At 66.5% G+C, this 18,897-nt stretch carries 15 protein-coding genes; all 15 read right to left on the reverse strand.

Annotation, left to right across the window (positions count from 1 at the left end; all coding sequences use genetic code 11):
• Positions 1 to 100: 100 nt before the first annotated feature.
• Positions 101 to 1,495 (reverse strand): sigma-54-dependent transcriptional regulator, encoded by a 1,395-nt coding sequence (locus tag CW305_RS15445; RefSeq protein ID WP_104098311.1) that lies wholly within the window; start codon positions 1,493 to 1,495, stop codon positions 101 to 103.
• Positions 1,492 to 3,300, reverse strand: coding sequence for a sensor histidine kinase (locus tag CW305_RS15450; RefSeq protein WP_037042461.1), 1,809 nt, complete (start codon positions 3,298 to 3,300; stop codon positions 1,492 to 1,494). The genes CW305_RS15445 and CW305_RS15450 overlap by 4 nt, the downstream gene beginning before the upstream one ends.
• A gap of 125 nt (positions 3,301 to 3,425) precedes the next feature.
• Positions 3,426 to 4,343: a dTDP-4-dehydrorhamnose reductase gene (gene rfbD / locus CW305_RS15455; protein ID WP_104098312.1), complete on the reverse strand. Its 918-nt coding sequence runs from the start codon at positions 4,341 to 4,343 to the stop codon at positions 3,426 to 3,428.
• Positions 4,340 to 4,885, reverse strand: a complete 546-nt coding sequence (rfbC, locus tag CW305_RS15460) for a dTDP-4-dehydrorhamnose 3,5-epimerase (protein ID WP_104098313.1) — start codon at positions 4,883 to 4,885, stop codon at positions 4,340 to 4,342. The genes rfbD and rfbC overlap by 4 nt, the downstream gene beginning before the upstream one ends.
• The gene (gene rfbA / locus CW305_RS15465; protein WP_102895707.1) at positions 4,882 to 5,754 is read right to left on the reverse strand and encodes a glucose-1-phosphate thymidylyltransferase RfbA; all 873 of its coding nucleotides are present in this window, start codon (positions 5,752 to 5,754) and stop codon (positions 4,882 to 4,884) included. The genes rfbC and rfbA overlap by 4 nt, the downstream gene beginning before the upstream one ends.
• Positions 5,751 to 6,824: a dTDP-glucose 4,6-dehydratase gene (gene rfbB, locus CW305_RS15470; RefSeq protein ID WP_104098314.1), complete on the reverse strand. Its 1,074-nt coding sequence runs from the start codon at positions 6,822 to 6,824 to the stop codon at positions 5,751 to 5,753. The genes rfbA and rfbB overlap by 4 nt, the downstream gene beginning before the upstream one ends.
• Positions 6,825 to 7,038: 214 nt before the next feature.
• Positions 7,039 to 8,166, reverse strand: coding sequence for an ABC transporter permease (locus CW305_RS15475; protein ID WP_041015488.1), 1,128 nt, complete (start codon positions 8,164 to 8,166; stop codon positions 7,039 to 7,041).
• Between the two features lies 1 nt (position 8,167).
• Positions 8,168 to 10,909, reverse strand: a complete 2,742-nt coding sequence (gene rbbA / locus CW305_RS15480) for a ribosome-associated ATPase/putative transporter RbbA (RefSeq protein WP_104098315.1) — start codon at positions 10,907 to 10,909, stop codon at positions 8,168 to 8,170.
• On the reverse strand, positions 10,906 to 11,982 hold the full coding sequence (locus CW305_RS15485) for an HlyD family secretion protein (RefSeq protein ID WP_104098316.1): 1,077 nt from the start codon (positions 11,980 to 11,982) through the stop codon (positions 10,906 to 10,908). The genes rbbA and CW305_RS15485 overlap by 4 nt, the downstream gene beginning before the upstream one ends.
• A gap of 117 nt (positions 11,983 to 12,099) precedes the next feature.
• Positions 12,100 to 12,723 carry an ABC-type transport auxiliary lipoprotein family protein gene (locus tag CW305_RS15490; protein WP_104098317.1) on the reverse strand — a complete coding sequence of 208 codons (624 nt, stop codon included), beginning with the start codon at positions 12,721 to 12,723 and terminating at the stop codon, positions 12,100 to 12,102.
• Entirely contained in the window at positions 12,720 to 13,658 is a 939-nt protein-coding gene (locus CW305_RS15495) for an MlaD family protein (protein ID WP_104098318.1), read from the reverse strand. Before CW305_RS15495 ends, CW305_RS15490 begins: the two co-directional genes overlap by 4 nt.
• A gap of 2 nt (positions 13,659 to 13,660) precedes the next feature.
• Positions 13,661 to 14,446 (reverse strand): ABC transporter ATP-binding protein, encoded by a 786-nt coding sequence (locus tag CW305_RS15500; RefSeq protein WP_104098319.1) that lies wholly within the window; start codon positions 14,444 to 14,446, stop codon positions 13,661 to 13,663.
• A complete protein-coding gene (locus tag CW305_RS15505; RefSeq protein ID WP_219819267.1) occupies positions 14,443 to 15,591 on the reverse strand; it encodes an MlaE family ABC transporter permease in 1,149 nt (382 codons plus the stop codon). The genes CW305_RS15500 and CW305_RS15505 overlap by 4 nt, the downstream gene beginning before the upstream one ends.
• Positions 15,592 to 15,748: 157 nt before the next feature.
• Complete coding sequence (locus tag CW305_RS15510) at positions 15,749 to 16,885, reverse strand: catalase family protein (protein ID WP_104098320.1); 1,137 nt, start codon at positions 16,883 to 16,885, stop codon at positions 15,749 to 15,751.
• Positions 16,886 to 16,911: 26 nt separating this feature from the next.
• Complete coding sequence (locus tag CW305_RS15515) at positions 16,912 to 18,783, reverse strand: di-heme-cytochrome C peroxidase (RefSeq protein WP_104098321.1); 1,872 nt, start codon at positions 18,781 to 18,783, stop codon at positions 16,912 to 16,914.
• Positions 18,784 to 18,897 lie beyond the last annotated feature (114 nt).

Consider the following 18,897-nt stretch of genomic DNA (forward strand, 5'->3'; position numbering starts at 1 on the left):
GCGCGGGATCGCCGGTGCTGGCGCGGGCCACGCACGTGCCGTGGTCTGTGCCGGCGAGTTCGACCCTTGGCCAGCATCGAAGATGGCGGATTTCCGCCATCTAGTCGTTTTCATCGGGCGAGCTTCCGCCAACATCGGTAAAACTCAGCCCGTGCTTGCGCAGCTTGTCGTGCAGGGTCTTACGCGGCAGGCCCAGCGCTTCGGCGACGCTGCGCAGCGAGCCATGCGGGCGATTCAGCTCATCGGCGATCAGTGCGCGCTCGAAGGCCTCGACCTGCTCGCTCAGATTGCCACCTCCGGCTATCCCGGCAGCCGGTTCGCCGGCCGACTGGTCGAGCCCCAGGCCAAGGCCCAGGGCGAAGCGCTCGGCGGTGTTCTGCAGCTCGCGCACGTTGCCAGGCCAGGCGTGACGTAGCAGTGCAGCGCGTTGTTCCGGCTGCAGCTCCCGGATCGGCAGGCCGTGGCGCTGGGCGGCGGCTTCGGCGAAATGCTGGAACAACAGCAGGATGTCCTCGTTGCGCTCGCGCAGCGACGGAATTCGCAGCGGCGCGACGTTGAGCCGGTAATACAGGTCGGCACGGAACCGGCCCTGATCCGCGGCCACCCGCAGGTCCTCCTTGGTCGCGGCGATGACCCGGATATCCAGGGTGATCGACTGGTTGCCGCCGAGCCGTTCGACCACCCGCTCCTGCAGCAGGCGCAGCAGCTTGACCTGCACATCCAGGCTCATGCTCTCGATCTCGTCGAGGAACAGCGTGCCGCCGTTGGCGAATTCGAACTTGCCGATGCGCCGCTTCTGCGCGCCGGTGAAGGCGCCCGGCTCGTGGCCGAACAGTTCGCTTTCCACCACCGATTCGGCGAGCGCCCCGGCGTTGATCGCGACGAAGGGGCCGTTGCGCCGGCTGGACAGGTCGTGCAGCGCCCGGGCGACCACCTCCTTGCCGGCGCCCGTTTCGCCGAGAATTAGTACATCGGCCTGAGTCCCGGCCAGCGCGCCGATCTGTTCGCGCAGGCGCTGCATCGCCTGGGACTGGCCGAGCAGGCGCGACGACAGTTGCTGGCGGTCGGCCAGGGCCAGGCGCAGGCTGCGGTTGTCCAGCACCAGCTGGCGCAGCGCCAGGGCACGCCGCACGCTGTCCAGCAGCGCTTCGCTAGGGAAGGGCTTTTCCAGGAAGTCGTAGGCGCCGGCGCGCATCGCCTGCACCGCCAGCTGGATATCGCCGTGGCCGGTGATGAGGATCACCGGCAGCTCGCCGTCGCGCGCGCGCAGCTGCTGCAGCAGTTCGAGGCCGTCGATGCCGGACATGCGGATGTCACTGACCACCACGCCCTGCCAGTCCGCCGGCAGGCGGGCGGCCAGGTCGCGCGCATCGCCCAGGCTGATCACCTCGAGGCCGGCCAGGTCGAGGGTCTGGCTCAGTGCCTGGCGCAGGTGCGGATCGTCGTCGATCAGTACCACCTGGGCCTGGGCGCTGATCGGGTTGTCACTGCTCATTGGAAATGGTCCTCGGTGGGAAAGGCGACCCCGGGCTCGGCGCTGCGCAGGAACAGGCTGAGCTGGGCGCCGCCGTCGGGATGGTTGCTCATGTGCAGCTCGCCGCCCAGGGCACGGCTGAGGGTATCGCAGATCGCCAGGCCGAGGCCGAGGCCCTGGGTGCTAGTCTTGGTGGTGAAGAACGGCTCGCGGGCGCGTTGCAGCGCTTCTGCGCTGAAGCCCGGGCCATTGTCGCGCAGGCTCAGCAGCACGCCGTCGCCCTGCTGCTCGGCACGCAGCCAGATGCGTCGCGGCGGCGGTCGCTCGGCCAGCGCGTCGAGGGCGTTGGCCAGCAGGTTGGCGAGGATCTGCCGCAGCCGCGTTTCGCCCGCCTGGACCCACAGGGTCGCTTCCGGCAGGTCGCGGATCAGTTCGACGGCCATGGCCTGGCGGCGCTTGGCCAGCAGGGCCAGGGCATCGTCTAGCGCCGGCTGCAGCGCCACCCGCTCGGGGGCGTGCTGGTCGCGGCGGGCGAAGGCGCGCAGGTGGGCGATGATCGAGGCCATGCGTGCGGTCAGTTCGCTGATCAGCCGCAAGTTGTCGCGCGCCTCATCGACGCGTTCATGGTCGAGCAGCACGCGGGCGTTGTCGGCATAGCTGCGAATCGCCGCCAACGGCTGGTTGAGTTCGTGGCTGATGCTCGCCGACATGGTGCCCAGTGCCGACAGCTTGCCGGCCTGCAGCAGCTCGTCCTGGGCGCGCACCAGTTCCTGCTGGGCCTGTTCGCGCTCGAGCACCTCGACCTTGAGCCGGCTGTTCAGTGCCTCCAGGTCGCGGGTGCGCTCGAGCACGCGCTGCTCCAGCTGCTGGCGTGCCTGGCTGTCCAGCGCCAGCCGTTCGAGGAAGTGCCGGCGGCGCTGCATCAGCAGGCCGAGCCAGAGCAGCAGGGCGAGCAGCGTGGCGGCGCCGATGGCGACCACGGTGCGCACCGGGCGTTCGACCAGGCTGATCGGCGCGAGGATGCGCACCGTCCAGCCGGTCTCCTTCAGCTCGCGGCTCTGGATCAGCCAGGCGTCGATATTCAGCGTCAGGTCCTGCGGGTAGAGCGTCGGGTAGGGCTGGTCGAAGGCGATCTGCTCGCGCTCGTCCACGCCCAGCCCGCGGGTGGCGCGGAACCGCCAGTCCGGCCGCGAAGTGAGGATCACCACGCCGAAGTTGTCGGTCACCAGCAGCTGCTCCGGGGTGCTGCCCCACAGCGTCTCGGTGTGATCCAGGTCGACCTTGACCACCAGCACGCCGAGCACCTGGTCGCCGTCGCGCACCGCCGCGCCGAAGTAGTAGCCGCGCTTGCCGGAGGTGGTGCCGAGGCCGAAGAAACGTCCGAGGCGCCCCTCCATGGCCTGGCGGAAGTAGGGGCGGAAGGCGAAGTTGCGATCGACGAAGCTGTCTTCCTCGTCCCAGTTGGAGGCCGCCAGGGTGTTGCCGTCGGTCGCCATCAGGTAGATCACGTCGGCGCCGGTCTGCTTGCGCAGCTTCTTCAGCAGCCGGTTGGCGCTGTCGCGCACGTATGGTTCCTCGGCGTGCTGCAGGGCGGCGCGTAGCGCCGGCAGGTCGCCGAGGATGCGCGGCAGCACTTCATAGCGGCTCAGCGTGCCGAGCAGGTTGGCGACGTAGAGATCCAGCGTCTGCCGGTTCTGTTCGGTCAGCTCGTTGCGGTAGTAGCGCTCGGCGAGTTGCTGCAACGGCCAGAGCAGGGGCGCCAGCAGCAGCGCCAGCAGGGCGAGGTTGCGCCAGCGGGGGCGACGGGGAGTAAGCGGTGCGGTCATGCGTGGGCGCCTGTGGGTCGGGCGCATTATGCACGCGGATCGTGCTGCGGTTCATTGTCGACGTGTGAACGACGACGAGCCGCGGGTGCGGCGGTTCGCCTGGCAGGCACCGCCTGGTCGCGGAGTCAGCGGCCGACCGACGCGGCCTGGGCCAGCTGGGCGTCGGCGGGTTGCGGGTGCGATCGCGCCAGGCATTCATGCAGCGCGCTTTCCCAATCCGGCAGGCGGATGCCCCAGTCGTGCTGCAGCCGGGCGCAACTGAGCCGCGAATTGAGCGGGCGGGCGGCCGCGGTCGGGTAGTCGCGGGACGGGATCGGCTCGATGCGGGCTTTCAAGCGGCCTTGCTGGCGCAGCTGTTCGGCGATGCTGCAGGCGAAGCCGTACCAGGAGGTCTCGCCGCTGGCGGTGAGATGATAGAGGCCGCCGGGGCCGCCTTCGCCGGCCTGGCGTTTGCGCACGATCTCGGCCGTCGCCCGGGCGATGCTGGCCGCCCAGGTCGGTGCGCCGATCTCGTCGCTCACCACCGACAGCGCCTCGCGCTCCTGCAGCAGGCGCTGCATGGTCAGCAGGAAGTTCGTGCCGTGTTGCGAATAGACCCAGCTGGTGCGCAGGATCAGGTGCTCGCCGCCAACCGCCTGGATCGCCTGTTCGCCGGCCAGCTTGCTGGCGCCATAGACGCCCAGCGGGTGCGGCGTGTCGTGCTCGGTGTAGGGTTCGGCCTTGCTGCCGTCGAACACGTAATCGCTGGAGTAGTGGATCAGCGGCACGCCGAGCCGGGCCGCCTCTTCGGCGAGCACACCGGGGCCGTGGGCGTTCACCGCGAAGGCCTGCTCGCGGTGGGTTTCCGCCGGGTCGACCGCAGTGTAGGCGGCCGCGTTGACGATCAGGTCTGGACGCAGCAGGCGCACCTGTTGGCGGATCTGCTCGGGATCGGCCAGGTCCATGGCGTTGTGCCCCAGGGCCAACGGTTTGCCGACACCGGCGAGTTCGAGCTGCAGTTCTCGGGCGAGCTGGCCTTTGCTACCGGTGATCAGGATCTTCATGGAAACAGCTCCGTCTCGCTGAGGGGCTTGCCGGCCTGGTCCTTGGCGGACAGTTGCGGTGGCTCGTCGATCGGCCATTGGATGCCGAGCGCCGGGTCGTTCCACAGCAGGCTGCGCTCGTGCTCCGGTGCATAGTAGTCGGTGGTCTTGTAGAGGAACTCGGCGCTCTCGCTGAGTACCACGAAACCATGCGCGAAGCCTTCGGGGATCCACAGCTGGCGCTGGTTCTGCGCGCTCAGGCGGGTGCCGACCCAGCGGCCGAAGCTCGGCGAGCTCTTGCGCAGGTCGACGGCGACGTCGAATACCTCGCCGGCCACCACCCGCACCAGTTTTCCCTGCGGCTGCTGGATCTGGTAATGCAGGCCACGCAGCACGCCGCGCTGGGACTTGGAGTGGTTGTCCTGGACGAACTGGCGCTTGAGCCCCGTGGCCGCTTCGAAAGCGGCGGCGTTGAAGCTCTCGTAGAAGAAACCGCGTTCGTCGCCGAAGACCTTGGGCTCGATGATCAGTACGTCGGGAATGCTGGTTTCGACGACCTTCATGCGTCTTCACCCGCCAGCTTGAACAGGTACTGGCCGTAGCCGGTCTTGCCCAGGGCATCGGCGCGGCGCAGCAGCTGCTCGCGGTCGATCCACTTGTGCTGGTAGGCGATTTCTTCCAGGCAGGCGACCTTCAGGCCTTGGCGGTGCTCGATGGTCTGCACGTACTGCGAGGCCTCCAGCAGACTGTCGTGGGTGCCGGTGTCGAGCCAGGCGAAGCCGCGGCCGAAACGCTCGACGTTGAGGTCGCCGCGCTCGAGGTAGGCCATGTTGACGTCGGTGATCTCCAGCTCGCCGCGCGGCGATGGCTTGATCGACTTGGCGATCTCGATCACGTCGTTGTCGTAGAAGTACAGGCCGGTCACCGCGTAGCTAGACTTGGGCTTCTTCGGCTTCTCTTCGATGGACAGCGCCTTGCCGCTCTCGTCGAAGTCGATCACGCCGAAGCGCTCCGGGTCCTTGACCCAGTAGCCGAACACCGTGGCGCCCTTCTCCTGGGCGGCGGCGCGCTGCAGCTTCTCGGTGAAGTGCTGGCCGTGGAAGATGTTGTCGCCGAGGATCAGGCACACCGAGTCGTCGCCGATGAATTCTTCACCGATCAGGAAGGCCTGGGCCAGGCCGTCCGGCGAGGGTTGTTCGGCGTAGCTGAAGCTGACGCCGAACTGGCTGCCGTCGCCCAGCAGGTTGCGGTACTGCGGCAGGTCCTGCGGAGTGGAGATGACCAGGATGTCGCGGATGCCGGCGAGCATCAGCACCGAGATCGGGTAGTAGGCCATCGGCTTGTCGTAGATCGGTAGCAGCTGCTTGGATACGCCAAGGGTGATGGGGTGCAGACGGGTGCCGGAACCGCCGGCGAGGATGATTCCCTTCATGCGATGTTCTCCAGGGCGCCGAGGCGCTCGCGTTGATAGCTGCCGTCCTGCACGCGACGGCACCATTCGAGGTTGTCCAGGTACCACTGCACGGTCTTGCGCAGGCCGCTCTGGAAGGTTTCCTGCGGCACCCAGCCGAGCTCGCGCTCGATCTTGCTGGCGTCGATGGCGTAGCGCAGGTCGTGGCCGGGGCGGTCCTTGACGAAGGTGATCAGGTCTTCGTAGCGCGCCAGGCCCGCCGGCTTGTTCGGCGCCAGCTCTTCCAGCAGGGCGCAGATGCCGCGCACCACGTCGATGTTCTTCTGCTCGTTGTGGCCGCCGATGTTGTAGGTCTCGCCGACCTCGCCTTCGCTGACCACCTTGAGCAGCGCGCGGGCGTGGTCCTCGACGAACAGCCAGTCGCGGATCTGCGCGCCGTCGCCGTAGACCGGCAGCGGCTTGCCGTCCAGCGCGTTGAGGATCACCAGCGGGATCAGCTTCTCGGGGAAGTGGAACGGCCCGTAGTTGTTCGAGCAGTTGGTCACCAGCACCGGCAGGCCGTAGGTACGCTGCCAGGCGCGAACCAGGTGGTCGGACGACGCCTTGCTCGCCGAATAGGGCGAGCTCGGCGCGTAGGGCGTGGTCTCGGTGAACAGGTCGTCGACGCCGTGCAGGTCGCCGTACACCTCGTCGGTGGAGATGTGGTGGAAGCGGAACGCCGCGCGGCGCTCGGCCGGCAGGCTCTGCCAGTAGGCCCGGGTGGCCTCCAGCAGCTGGTAGGTGCCGACGATGTTGGTCTGGATGAATTCGGCCGGGCCGTCGATCGAGCGGTCGACGTGGGACTCGGCGGCCAGGTGCATGACGGCGTCCGGCTGGAAGTCCAGCAGCGCCTCGCTGACCCGCTCACGATCGGCGATGTCGGCCTGGAGGAACTGATAGCGCGGGTTGTCTTCCACGCTGGCCAGCGACTCGAGGTTGCCGGCATAGGTCAGCTTGTCCAGGTTGAGCACGCTGTGCTCGGTATCGAGAATGAGATGACGGATCAGCGCGGAGCCGATGAATCCGGCCCCGCCGGTAACGAGAATGCGCATAGTGATTGGGCTTCCTTGGCGCGCTGTCGAGCGTCAGGCTCTTAGCATGTCGGCACGATAGACCGGCCACTGATACAAAAATTCCCGAGCGCTTCGGGGCGTTGGGTAACCGTGTGGTTACCAACATAAACACAGGATGCTGGCGTGATGCCATAAAGCTCTGGGCTAGAGCGGTTGGCCTGGCGAGGCGGGCGTATTGAAGGAAGCGTAGCCGCTAGCGCAACGACACCCGTAGTCGCGATAGCGCGCCAAGAAAGAACACCGTGCCGATCACGCCCAGCGCGAGCAGCTGTGGCCAGACGATGGATGGGCCGGCGCTGCGGAACAGGATCGCCTGGGCCAGCTCGACGAAATGCGTGGTGGGTGCCACCAGCATGATGTTCTGCACCAGCTCCGGCATGCTCTCGCGCGGCGTCACCCCGCCGGAGAGGATTTGCAGCGGGATCAGCGTGAGGATCACCAGCAGGCCCAGCTGCGGCATGGAGCGCGCCACCGTGCCGAAGAAGATGCCCATGGAGGTGGCGGCGAACAGGTGCAGCGCCGCGCCGCCGGCGAACAGCCAAAGCGAGCCCTGGATCGGGATGTCCAGCCAGCCCTCGACGACGAAGCGCAGGGCGAACGCGGCGGCGGTCAGCACCACCAGGCCCATGGCCCAGACCTTGCCGACCATGATCTCGAACGGCGTTACCGGCATCACCAGCAGGTGCTCGATGGTGCCGTGTTCGCGCTCGCGGATCAGCGCCGCGCCGGTGAGGATGATCGCCAGCATGGTGATCTGGTTGATCACCTCGTTCACCGCGCCGAACCAGGCGCGGCTCAGGTTGGGGTTGAACGCGGTGCGCACCACCGCCTCGACTGGCAAGGCATCGCTGCTGCGGTAGCGGCGGACGAACTCGGCGGTCTCGCTGGCGATGATCTGCTGGATATGCCCGGCGCCGGTGAAGGCCTGGCTGACCTGGGTGGCATCGACGTTGAGCTGGATGGTCGGTTGGCGGCCGGCGAGCAGGTCCTGCTGGAAGCGTGGCGGAATGTTCAAGGTGAAGGTGTAGAGGCCATCGTCCATGCCGCTGTCCATCTCCTGCAGGGTGATGGCTTTCGGTTCGATGAAGTAGGGCAGCTGGAAGGCATTGATGATGCGCAGCGAGGCTTGTGAGCGATCCTCGTCGACCACCGCGATGCTAGCCCGGTGTGGCGCCTCGGGGATCGCGGTGGCGCCTTCGTAGATGGCCAGGGTGAATGAATAGATGATCAGCACCAGCATCGCCGGGTCACGGTAGAGGCTGCGCAGTTCCTTGAGGCCGAGCTGGAAGATGTTGCCGAGTTTGCGTCGCAGGCCGCCCATGTCATTTCTCCTGCTTGCGCAGGCCGGCGACGCTGAGCAGGGTCAGCAGCGGAATGGCCAGCAGCATGGGAATGAAATAGGGGTACAGCTCGGCCAGCCCCAGCGACTTGGAGAACACCCCGCGGCTGATGATCAGGAAGTGGCTGGTCGGGTAGAGTTTGCCGATGAAGGCACCGGCACCCTCCATCGCCGAAACCGGATGGAGCAGTCCGGAGAACTGGATGGCCGGCAGCAGGGTGACGATGGTGGTGCCGAAGATCGCCGCGATCTGGCTGTTCAATATCGACGACATCAGCAGGCCAAGGCCGGTGGCGCAGGTCACGTAGAGCAGCGCGCCAAGGCAGAGGGTGAGGATGCTGCCCTTGATCGGAATACCGAAGACGAACACCGCCAGCAGCGCCAGGGTGGCGAAATTGAACATGCCCAGGGCGATATAGGGCAGTTGCTTGCCGAGGAGGAATTCCAGGCGGGTGGTCGGCGTGACGTAGAAATTGGTGATCGAGCCCAGTTCCTTTTCGCGCACCACGCCGAGGGCGGTGAGCATCGCCGGGATCATCATCAGGAGCAGCGGGATCATCGCCGGTGCCATGGCTGGCAGGCTCTGCACGTCCGGGTTGTAGCGATAACGAATGGCCACGTCAGCCGGTGTCAGCTGCCCGTCGACGCCCGCCTCGCGGGCCAGCTGCTGCAGGTAGCTCAGGTGGATGCCTTGCACATAGCCCTTGATGGTGTCGGCGCGCATCGGCATGGCGCCATCGATCCAGAACGCGACTTGCGGCACGGCGCCGCGCTTGAGGTCGCGGCCGAAATTCGGCGGGATCTCCACCGCCAGGCTGATGTCACCGCTGCGCAGGCGCTGGTCGAGTTCGGCATGGCTGGACAGCGGCGGCTTCTCGATGAAATAGCGCGAGCCGGCCATGTTCAGCAGGTAGTGCTGGCTGGTGGTGGTCTGGTCGCGGTCGAGCACGGCGAACGTCAGGTTCTCCACATCGAAGCTGACGCCATAGCCCATGATGAACATCAGGATCACGCTGCCGAGCATCGCCAGGGTCGCGCGGATCGGGTCACGGCGCAGCTCCATGGCTTCGCGCCGGCTGTAGCTGAGCAAGCGGCGCAGGCTGAAGCGGGCCTGGCGGCCGTTATTGCCGGTCGGCTGGGTGGGATTTCCCGTTGCGGCGGTTGTCGCTGCTGGCTGGTCGGCGGCATGCGCGGCGGCGGCCTCTTCCAGGTAGGCGATGAAGGTCTCTTCCAGCGTCGGCAGGCCGCGCTTGGCCATCAGCGCCTGCGGCGTGTCGCTATCGAGCACCCGTCCGGCATGCATCAGCGAGATGCGGTCGCAGCGAAGTGCCTCGTTCATGAAGTGGGTGGAGATGAAGATGGTCACGCCGTCCTCGCGCGACAGCTGCACCAGCAACTCCCAGAAGCCATCGCGTGCCACCGGATCGACCCCGGAGGTGGGCTCGTCGAGGATCAGCATTTCCGGGTTGTGGATCACCGCCACGGCCAGCGACAGGCGCTGGCGCACGCCCAGCGGCAGGCTGCTCGGCAGGCTATCGGCATCGCCGGTGAGGTCGAAGCGGGTGAGCATCTCCTGCACGCGCGGCCCGCGCCTTTCGGCCGGCAGGTGAAACAGTCGTGCATGCAGGTCGAGGTTCTGCCGCACCGTCAGCTCGCTGTACAGCGAGAAGGCCTGGGACATGTAGCCGACGCGTTGGCGGGTCTGCATGTCGTGCGGGTCCACCGGTTTGCCGAACAGCAGCGCCTCGCCCTCGCTGGCCGGCAGCAGGCCGGTGAGCATCTTCATGGTGGTGGTCTTGCCGCAGCCGTTGGAGCCTAGAAAGCCGAAGATTTCGCCGCGGGAGATGCGGAAATTGACCTGGTCCACCGCGACGAAATCACCGAAGCGCATGGTCAAGCCATGGGCTTCGATGGCGAAGCTGTCACTGTGCGGCTGTGGCGGAATGACCAGTTCGCGGTGCTGGCTGCGCTTGGCTTCCGGCAGGAGGCGGATAAAGGCCTGCTCCAGCGAGTCGCTGCCGGTGCGCGCCAGGAGCTCGGCCGGTGTGCCGGTGGCCAGCACTTGGCCGGCGTCCATCGCCACCAGGTGATCGAAACGTTGCGCCTCATCCATGTAGGCGGTGGCGACCAGTACGCTCATCTGTGGCCGCTCGGAACGGATGCGCTCGATCAGCTCCCAGAATTGCGCGCGCGACAGCGGGTCGACGCCGGTGGTGGGCTCGTCGAGGATCAGCAGGTCGGGGTCGTGGATCAGCGCGCAGCAGAGGCCGAGCTTCTGCTTCATGCCGCCGGAGAGCTTTCCCGCCGGGCGCTCGACGAACGGCGCGAGGCCCGTGCTGCGGGTCAGTTCGGCGATGCGCCAGTGGCGCTCTTCGGCGTCCTGACCGAACAGCCGGCCGAAGAACTCGAGGTTCTCGAACACCGTCAGCGTCGGGTAGAGGTTCTTGCCCAGCCCCTGGGGCATGTAGGCGATGCGCGGGTAGACCGCGCGGCGGTGGCCGGCATCGCCCATGTCGCCGTCGAGCACCTGCACATGGCCCTGCTGCAATTTGCGCGCACCGGCGATCAGCGCCAGCAGGCTCGACTTGCCGACCCCGTCCGGGCCGATCAGGCCGACCATGCAGCGCGCCGGCAGCGACAGGCTGAGGTCGTCCAGCGCGCGGGTCTTGCCGTACTGCAGGCTGACTCCGCTGATCTCGGCGACCGGGTCAGGAGACTGGTTCATTTGCCGACATTGATCTGCAGGTGCGCCGGCCATTCGGCGTCAGCGTCAAGCTTCAGATAGGCCATTCCGGGCAGCCCGGTCTTGACCTGCTCCATATGTTTTCTCAGGAGTTCCGGGTCGATCCGCGCCTTGACCCGGAACATCAGCTTCTCGCGCTCGCTTTCGGTTTCCACCGTCTTCGGCGTGAACTGCGCGACGCTGGCGACGTAGGTGACCTTGGCGGGAATCACGTACTGTGGCGCCGCATCGATCACCAGGCGCACCTCGCTGCCCATCGCCACCCGGCCGGCCTGGCGCTCGGGGAGGAAGAAGGTCATGTAGACGTCGGCCAGGTCGACCAGATTGAGCAGCTTGCCGCCGGCACCCAACACCTCGCCCGGCTGTGCCACGCGGTACTGCACCCGCGCCACGCGATCGGTCTTCAACTCGCTGTCGCTGATGTCCGCCTGCAGTCGCACGACGCTGGCCTGGGCGGCTTCCAGCGCCGATTGCGCCTCGATCACCTGGGATTTCGCCGCGGCGATGCCGGCATCGGCGGACAGCACCTGCGCCCGCGAGGCGGCCAGCGCGGCCTGGGCGCTCTGCATCGCGGCGAGGTCGTCATCCAACTGCTGGCGGGCCATGACATTGCGCGCGACCAGGGTCTCGGTGCGCTGATGACGCTTCTGCGCGGCAGTCAGCTCGGCGCGGCGCTGGTGCACCACGGCTTCGGCGGTGGCCTTCTCGCTTTCGCGTTGGGCGACCAGCGCCTGGGCGGTGAGGATGGCATTCTCGGCCTGGCGCACCTGGGCCCGGGCCTGGTTGAGCTGCGCCTCCAACACCTCGGTGTCCATGCGCGCGATCACCTGGCCGGGCTGGACGAAATCGCCTTCGTCGACGGCGATCTCGCGGATGCGCCCGCCAAGCTTGGTGGCTACGTCGATCTCGGTGGCTTCGATGCGTCCGTTGCCGCTGGCGAAGCCGTCGCCCAGCCCGTCCGTGCGCAGCTCCGACCAGGCCAGCACGCCAATGACGACGAGCGCAACGACCACGATCAGGATTCTGCGAAGGGTTTTCCGGGCTGGCGCTTTCATGGCTCGTCCTTATGGTGAAGCGATGGTTCGCATGCTAAGCGATCAGGCTGAAGAAGTGTTTAGCCTGGGTCAATGAAATCGCTGTTTACCGCCGTTATATGACCGTTTCGCCGCAATTCATTGCTCGGGCTGGCTTTTTGCTACCTGCTCGATCCAGCGCTGGAGCTGCTGGCTGAGCTCATCGCTGGCGCGGCCGAAGGCCTCCACCACATTGTTCAGCTGAGGGTCTTCGCTGGCCTGGCGGATATCGAAGCGGCGACTGGCGATGATGCGCTGATCGACCGCGGATACCAGCTGGGCGTCCAGGCGGACCAGCACCTGCGGACGGCCATCGACGTACTGGCTCTGAAATGCCCGCAGTTCGCTGAACAGCTCGAGATCGGCGGGCAGGTTGCTGTCGTCGCTGCTCACCGGCGTCGGTCCGCTCTGCCTGAACTGTTCGATCAGCCGATCACGCAGCAGCGTCGGCGCTGCATCGCCCCAACGCGCTCCCTGGTAGCTGCTGATCTGATTGCCTTCCGGCACCACGGCGATGCGCGGCCCGGCGAGGATGCGGCTGGCATGTGGGGTGTGGATGCGCAGCGCCTGCTGCAGCGGCGCGGCGGCCTGGTTTGCAGGTGCGTCCGCGGTCGGCAGCAGGTAGACCCTGATCGGTTCCGCCTCGGGCAGCAGCGTGCAGGCCGAGAGCGCGCCGAGCAGCGTCGCGAGGGCGAAGGGGCGGATCAGCGCAAGACGGCTCATGGGGTGAACTCCTGGATCTTCTCGCGGCCGAGCAGGAAACCGCTCGGGTTGTCTTCGAGGCGCTGGGTGACCCGGCGCAGCGCGCCGAGCGTGCCGCGCAGTTCGTTGATTGCCGGGCCCAGATCACTGAAGCCCTGCAGGCCGTTGTTCAGCGCGCCCTGGTTGTCGGACAGCAGCGAGTCCATGCGCGACGTGACACGCTCCAGCGCGGCCATCGATTCGCCCGCGCTGCTCAGCAGTTGGCGTCCTTCATTAGCGATCAGGCCATTGGCGTTCTGCGTCAGGCGGGTGATTTCCGCCAGTGCGGTGTTGGTCTGCTGCCCCAGTTGCCCGAGCTGGGTCAGCGCTTCGCTGAGGTCGCCGCGTTGCTCGGCGAGCACGTTGGTCGCCTGTTCCAGGTTGGCCAGGGTGCGGCCGATGCGCTCGGCGTTGTCCTCGGAGAGCATCAGGTTGGCGCTGCGCAGCAGGTTGTTGATGTTGGTCATCAGGTCTTCGCCGTTCTCCAGCAGCGCGCTCAGCGGCGATGGGTCGGCGATGATCAGTGGCGGCTCGCCGCGCTTGCCCTCCAGTGGCGGGCTCTGTGGCGTGCCGCTGTGCAGCTGGATGATCATGCTGCCGGTGATGTTGGCCAGCGCCAGGCGGGCGCGGGTGTCCTGCTTGATTGGGGTGCCGGAATAGATGCGAATGCGTGCACGCACCTTGCGCGGGTCGTCCGGTTCGAGCCATAGCGCCTCGACGTCACCGACCTTGATACCGCTGTACTCCACCGCGCTGCCGTTGGACAGACCGCTGACCGCCCGATTGAAGCTGATTTCGTAATAGTTGTACTCGCGATCCATGCTCGACTTGCCCAGCCAGAGGGCGAACAGCAAGGCGCCACCGACCGCCAGTACGGTGAACAGACCGATCAGCACGTGATGGGCACGGGTTTCCATTTTCAGTTCTCCAGCAAGTCGGCGGCTTGTTGCGCCGCCCGGCCACGTGGGCCGTGGAAGTAGTCGCGGATCCAGGCGTCGTCGGTGGCTTCCACCACCTCCAGGCGATCGGCCACCAACACGCGCTTGCGCGACAGCACGGCGACCCGGTCGCAGATGGTGTAGAGCGTATCCAGATCGTGAGTCACCAGAAATACGCTCAGGCCCAGCGCATCGCGCAGGGTCAGGATCAGCTGGTCGAAGGCCGCCGCGCCGATGGGGTCGAGGCCGGCGGTGGGCTCGTCGAGGAACAGCACTTCCGGGTCGAGCGCCAGCGCGCGGGCTAGTGCGGCACGTTTGACCATGCCGCCGGACAGCTCGTCGGGGTATTTGCAGGCGGCGTCCGCCGGCAGGCCAGCCAGCGCCAGTTTCAAGCGCGCCAGGTGCTCGGCATCCTTGCGCTCGAGGCCGGCGTGCTCGATCAGCGAGAGGGCGACGTTCTCCTGCAGATTCAGCGAGGTGAACAGCGCGCCACGCTGGAACAGCACACCGAAGCGCCGCTCCACCTGGGAACGGCGCTCGGCCGACAGCTCCAGCAAATTCTCGCCGAATACCGTCACACTGCCGGCATTCGGACGGCGCAGGCCGACGATGCTGCGCAGCAGCACTGATTTACCGGTCCCCGAACCGCCGACGACGCCGAGGATCTCGCCGCGACGAATATCCAGGTCGAGGTTCTCGTGCACGGTCTGGCTGCCAAAGCGATTGACCAGTCCGCGTACCTGTATCAGCGCGTCGTTGCTCGTCACCAGCCCATCTCCATGAAGAACAGCGCGGCGATGGCATCCAGCAGGATCACCATGAAGATCGCCTGGACCACGCTTGAAGTGGTGTGCTCGCCAACTGATTGGGCGCTGCCGGTGACCTTGAAGCCTTCCAGGCAACCGATCACCGCGATCACAAAGGCGAACACCGGGGCCTTGCCCAGCCCGACCAGAAAATGGCTGACGGCGATGTCGCGCGCCATGATGTTGAAGAACATCGTTGGCGAGATGTCCAGCGCCAGGACGCACACCACCAGCCCGCCAGCGATGCCGCTGAGCATGCCGACGAAGGTCAGGATCGGCAGCGTGATCAGCATCGCCAGCACTCGCGGCAGCACCAATAGCTCGATGGGGCTCAAACCTAGGGTGCGGATCGCGTCGATCTCCTCGTTCGATTTCATCGAACCGATCTGCGCAGCGAAGGCGCTGGCGCTGCGCCCGGCAAGCAGAATCGCCGCCAGCAGCACACCGAACTCGCGCAGGAAGGAAAAGCCCACCAGGTTGACGGTGTAGATGGTCGCACCGAAATCGGCGAGCACTGTGGCGCCTAGAAACGCCACCACCGCGCCGACCAGAAAGGTCAGTAACGCAACGATTGGCACGGCGTCCAGACCGGTCTGCTCGACATGCACCGCTAGCGACGTCATTCGCCAGCGCCGCGGTCGCGGCAGGGTCACTAGCAGGGTTTGCAGGGTCAGGCCGATAAAGCCCAGCAACATGCGCTGTTGCTTCCACACGGCGGCAACCGTGCCACCGATGTGGGCCAGAATGTCGCCGAATGCGTAGCCGCGCACGGGTTCGGCCGCTTCCGGCTGATCCAGCGCCGCCGCTACGGTGCGCAGCAGCGCCAGGCGCTCGGCTGGCAACTGCGGCGCCCAGGCTTCGATGGCGGCGATGCGCTCTGCGCCCAGCAGCTCCACCAGCAGGCCCGCACCGGCCGTATCGAGCGCGCCTAGCTCACTCAGTTCGACCGGGCTGCGCTCGTCGATCCTCTCCCTTAGTCGTTTAACCTCACGCAGCAACGTCGCGTAATGAGCGAGCGTCCAGTCACCAGCGATGCGCGCGCGCAACGGCGACGTGCCCTGTTCGATGGTCACTGAACCGGGAGACGAGGACGTGGTGGCGCTCATCTTCTGCAAACGGGTGCCTATTTAGGGGGATGGAGTCCAGATTGATGCTAGCAGGGCTCCGCCTGGCAAGACAGGGGAAGGTCGTGTGCGTGGGCGCCGGTGACATGCGACAGTGCCCAGATCCGATCCATGGCCCCATGGATAAAAGGCTGTCTGGTCAAAGCGCGCCGTTACGCTCGAGCCGATAGCTGCTGATCGCCTCGTACACCGCCTTGCGCAGCCGATTGATGCCGCCGATGGGGCGATGCTCCGGCAGTGCGTGCCAGGGGTTGAAGCTGAGGTTGTCGCAGGCGAGATTCTGCTCGGGGCTGTCGAAGTCCTGCAGCGGCAGGCGGATGTCGGCGACCGTCTCGAATGGCGCGATGACTTCGTCCCACTCGATGCTGGTGTCCTCAATGGGCATGTAGTGCTCGGCGTTCTGCCGCTGCACCTGCAGGGCGAAGCAGGCGGGCGCGCGGTCGAGGGACAGCTGCTGGTAGAGCGCACTGCGCAGGAAGTTCGGCAGGTCGCGGTTCTGCTCGGGCAGCTGGTAGGTTGGGCAGTTCTCCGGCGTCGGGATGACCCGGTACTTGATGTTATGCGGGCCGAACTTGTAGGGCGCCACCGAGCTGTAGGTGGTGGCAACCGGACTTTGCGACGCAGGCGCCAGGGTCTGCAACGCGATAAACAGATGGCGCAGCTCCCAGCTGCGCGGATCAACGCTCGGGAAGAACGCCAGCGCCTTCTTGCCCTGCGCCTGGGCGGCGAAGTTGCTGCGGTATTCGGCAACGTCGCGGACGAAGAACACCGGGTGGTTGAACATCACGAAGTCCTGCTCACTGGCGTGGCGCGGGTCGCGGCTGAGCTTTTCCCCCGGCACGTCGAGCAGCTTGATCGCCATACCGCGGGCGTCCCGGATGCGGTCGAACTGCGGATAGGCGTTGCCGTTGGACAGTCGCACCCAGGCCTGCCAGGTCTTGCCCGGTTCGCTGAAAACGCCCTGGCGCAGTACGGGCTGCAGGTCGGCGCGCACGCTGACCTCGGCGCGCACGCAGCCGTGGGCCTTGGCATGGGCGTCGCGCAGCACGCGGGTGTTCTCGCTGTGCTGCTCCACCACGGCAATGGCGTCGGCGATGATCGCCTGGATGTCGGCCGCTTCGCTCGGCGCGATGACTTCTTCGCTGGAGACGGGGCCACGATGGGTGAGGTGAAAGTGGACGGCGGCAATCGCCCAGCCTGCCAGGCCCACGGCGGTGACGGCGAGCAGCAGCCGGCCCAGCAGGCGACCGATCCAGAGCCAGAGTCTTGTCAGCATGAAACAGATCCTTGTGCGGGGGCAGGTCAGGGGCAGCTTGGGCCGGGGTTGTGGGGGCGCGCCGGCAATTCCTCGAGGCGCGGTTCGACGCGGGGGTCGCCGAGCACCTTGAGGTACTCGACCAGCGCCCAGCGCTCGTGCGGTGCCAGTGCCCGCCCGATCACGCCGTTGCCACGGCAGCCGGCGCGGAATTCATGGCCGCGGTTGCTGTTGCCGGTGATCGCGGTATCCAGCAGAAAGCCACCGTCGAAGCGCTCGGTGCGAATACCTACGTGCTGCGGATCGTATTCGCGACTACCCACCCAGAACTGCTTCTGCCGTTCGGCGACCGGCGACAGCAGCTGGAACAGGGTGGGGACCGAGCCGTTGTGCAGGAACGGCGGCGTCGCCCAGATGCCGTCCAGCGGACGTGCCTTGTAGCCGCGCAGTTCCTGCACGCCAATCGGCAGGCCGAAGCCGTCGAATTCCGCGCGCTCGACCTCGTCGATGCCGGCGTCACGGTAGGCGCGCTCTTCGACATAGGCCGTGATATAGGCCAGCCCCTTGGCGCTGGACAGGCTGGCGAGATCGAGCGGGCCGGCTGGCGCGCCATACAGCTGCACATCCAGACGATCCAGCTCGTCCTGAGTCCATCCCAGACGTGTCAGGTCGAAGCGGTGGTCGGCGATATTGTCGGCCGTGGTCGGATCGGTACCGACGAAGGAGGTGGGGACCACCTTCATTCGCCATTCGGGGTCGCGCTCGGCGGCGAAGCGCTTATCGATCGGCTTGGGCCTGGCGTCGTGGCAATGCGCGCAGTTTTCCTTGTACAGCGCGCGGCCGAGGCTGGCCTGCTTGAGATCGACCTCGCCCAGAACCTCTTCTGGCCAGCGGGGCGGCGCGAGGTGCATGAGGGTAGTTTCCAGCTTATGCAGGTCGCGTACACGAACGCCCGATGCGTAGCGCTCGGCCTTGGCGACGGGCTGGCCGTTCTCGTGCAGCAGCCGCAGCGTGGCGCCAACACCCAGCGCCTCGCCGATATTGCGTGCCATCGGCTGCATGGCCGAGCCGTTCCACTGCACCCAGTCGAACTTCCAGATGTCCCACAGGTGCGGGTAGCTCACCGGCGCGTTGGCCACGCGGTAGTTGGCCGGATCGATGGCGTCGCCGAATACGCTGTTGGCGATGCGGCCGAACGCATCGGTACGGCCGAAGCCTTCTTCGGTGGGGTAGAGACCGCGGTGCCAGTCGTTGTAAGCGGTGCCGAGCAGGCGGTCGAGCACCTGCTTGAAGTCGTGCCGCAGCTGCGCGTGGTCCTGCTCGTAGCGTTCGCCCAGCACTTGCTTGGCGAAGCGACGGAACTTGAGCGGGTTGTAATAGGTGAAGGCCATGCTCATGCCGAGGGCCTGGCCAAAGGCGCCACCGCGCAGGGTCGGCACGGTGGAGGCCAGCGAATGCATCGCCGCGCCGCCATCGATACGGATGGCCTGGCCCTGATAGCGCAGCTCGCCGGTGTGGCAGGCCGCGCAGGTCACATCCAGGTAGGCGCGACCGCTCTCGTCATCCTCGTGGCGGGCAAAGCCCACCGGCAGGTTGCCGGGGTTCAGCGCGGTGGCCTGCTGTGCGGGGTCGACCAGAAATCCGAAGCGGGCGAGGTAGTCGGGCGTGGCGAACCTGTCCCGGCTGAAGGGCCGCTCCAGCGCACGGAACCAGTCGTACTCCAGTCCCTTAACCTGGGTGCCTTGCGGCGTGTAGTAATAGGTCTGCCGCTGCGTGGCGCCCCACTGCTCCAGATAATGCAGCGCCTCGGGCGCTTCGTACTCGGGCAGGTTCGGGTAGGCCACAAAATACAGCCCGACCCCCGCGGCCAGCACGGCCAACAACAAGACAGCCCCCAGGGCTCGGCGCAGCAATCGCATCGGTACATCCTTGTAGCGTCATGGCGAGTGCGCGTTTATCGCAGGGTTGTGGGGTGATGGCAATACGGTGTCATTCTTTATGTGTGACAGATATTAGCGTGGGTGTGGTCCACC

This window comes from Stutzerimonas kunmingensis, assembly GCF_002929225.1.
Taxonomy (GTDB): Bacteria; Pseudomonadota; Gammaproteobacteria; order Pseudomonadales; family Pseudomonadaceae; genus Stutzerimonas.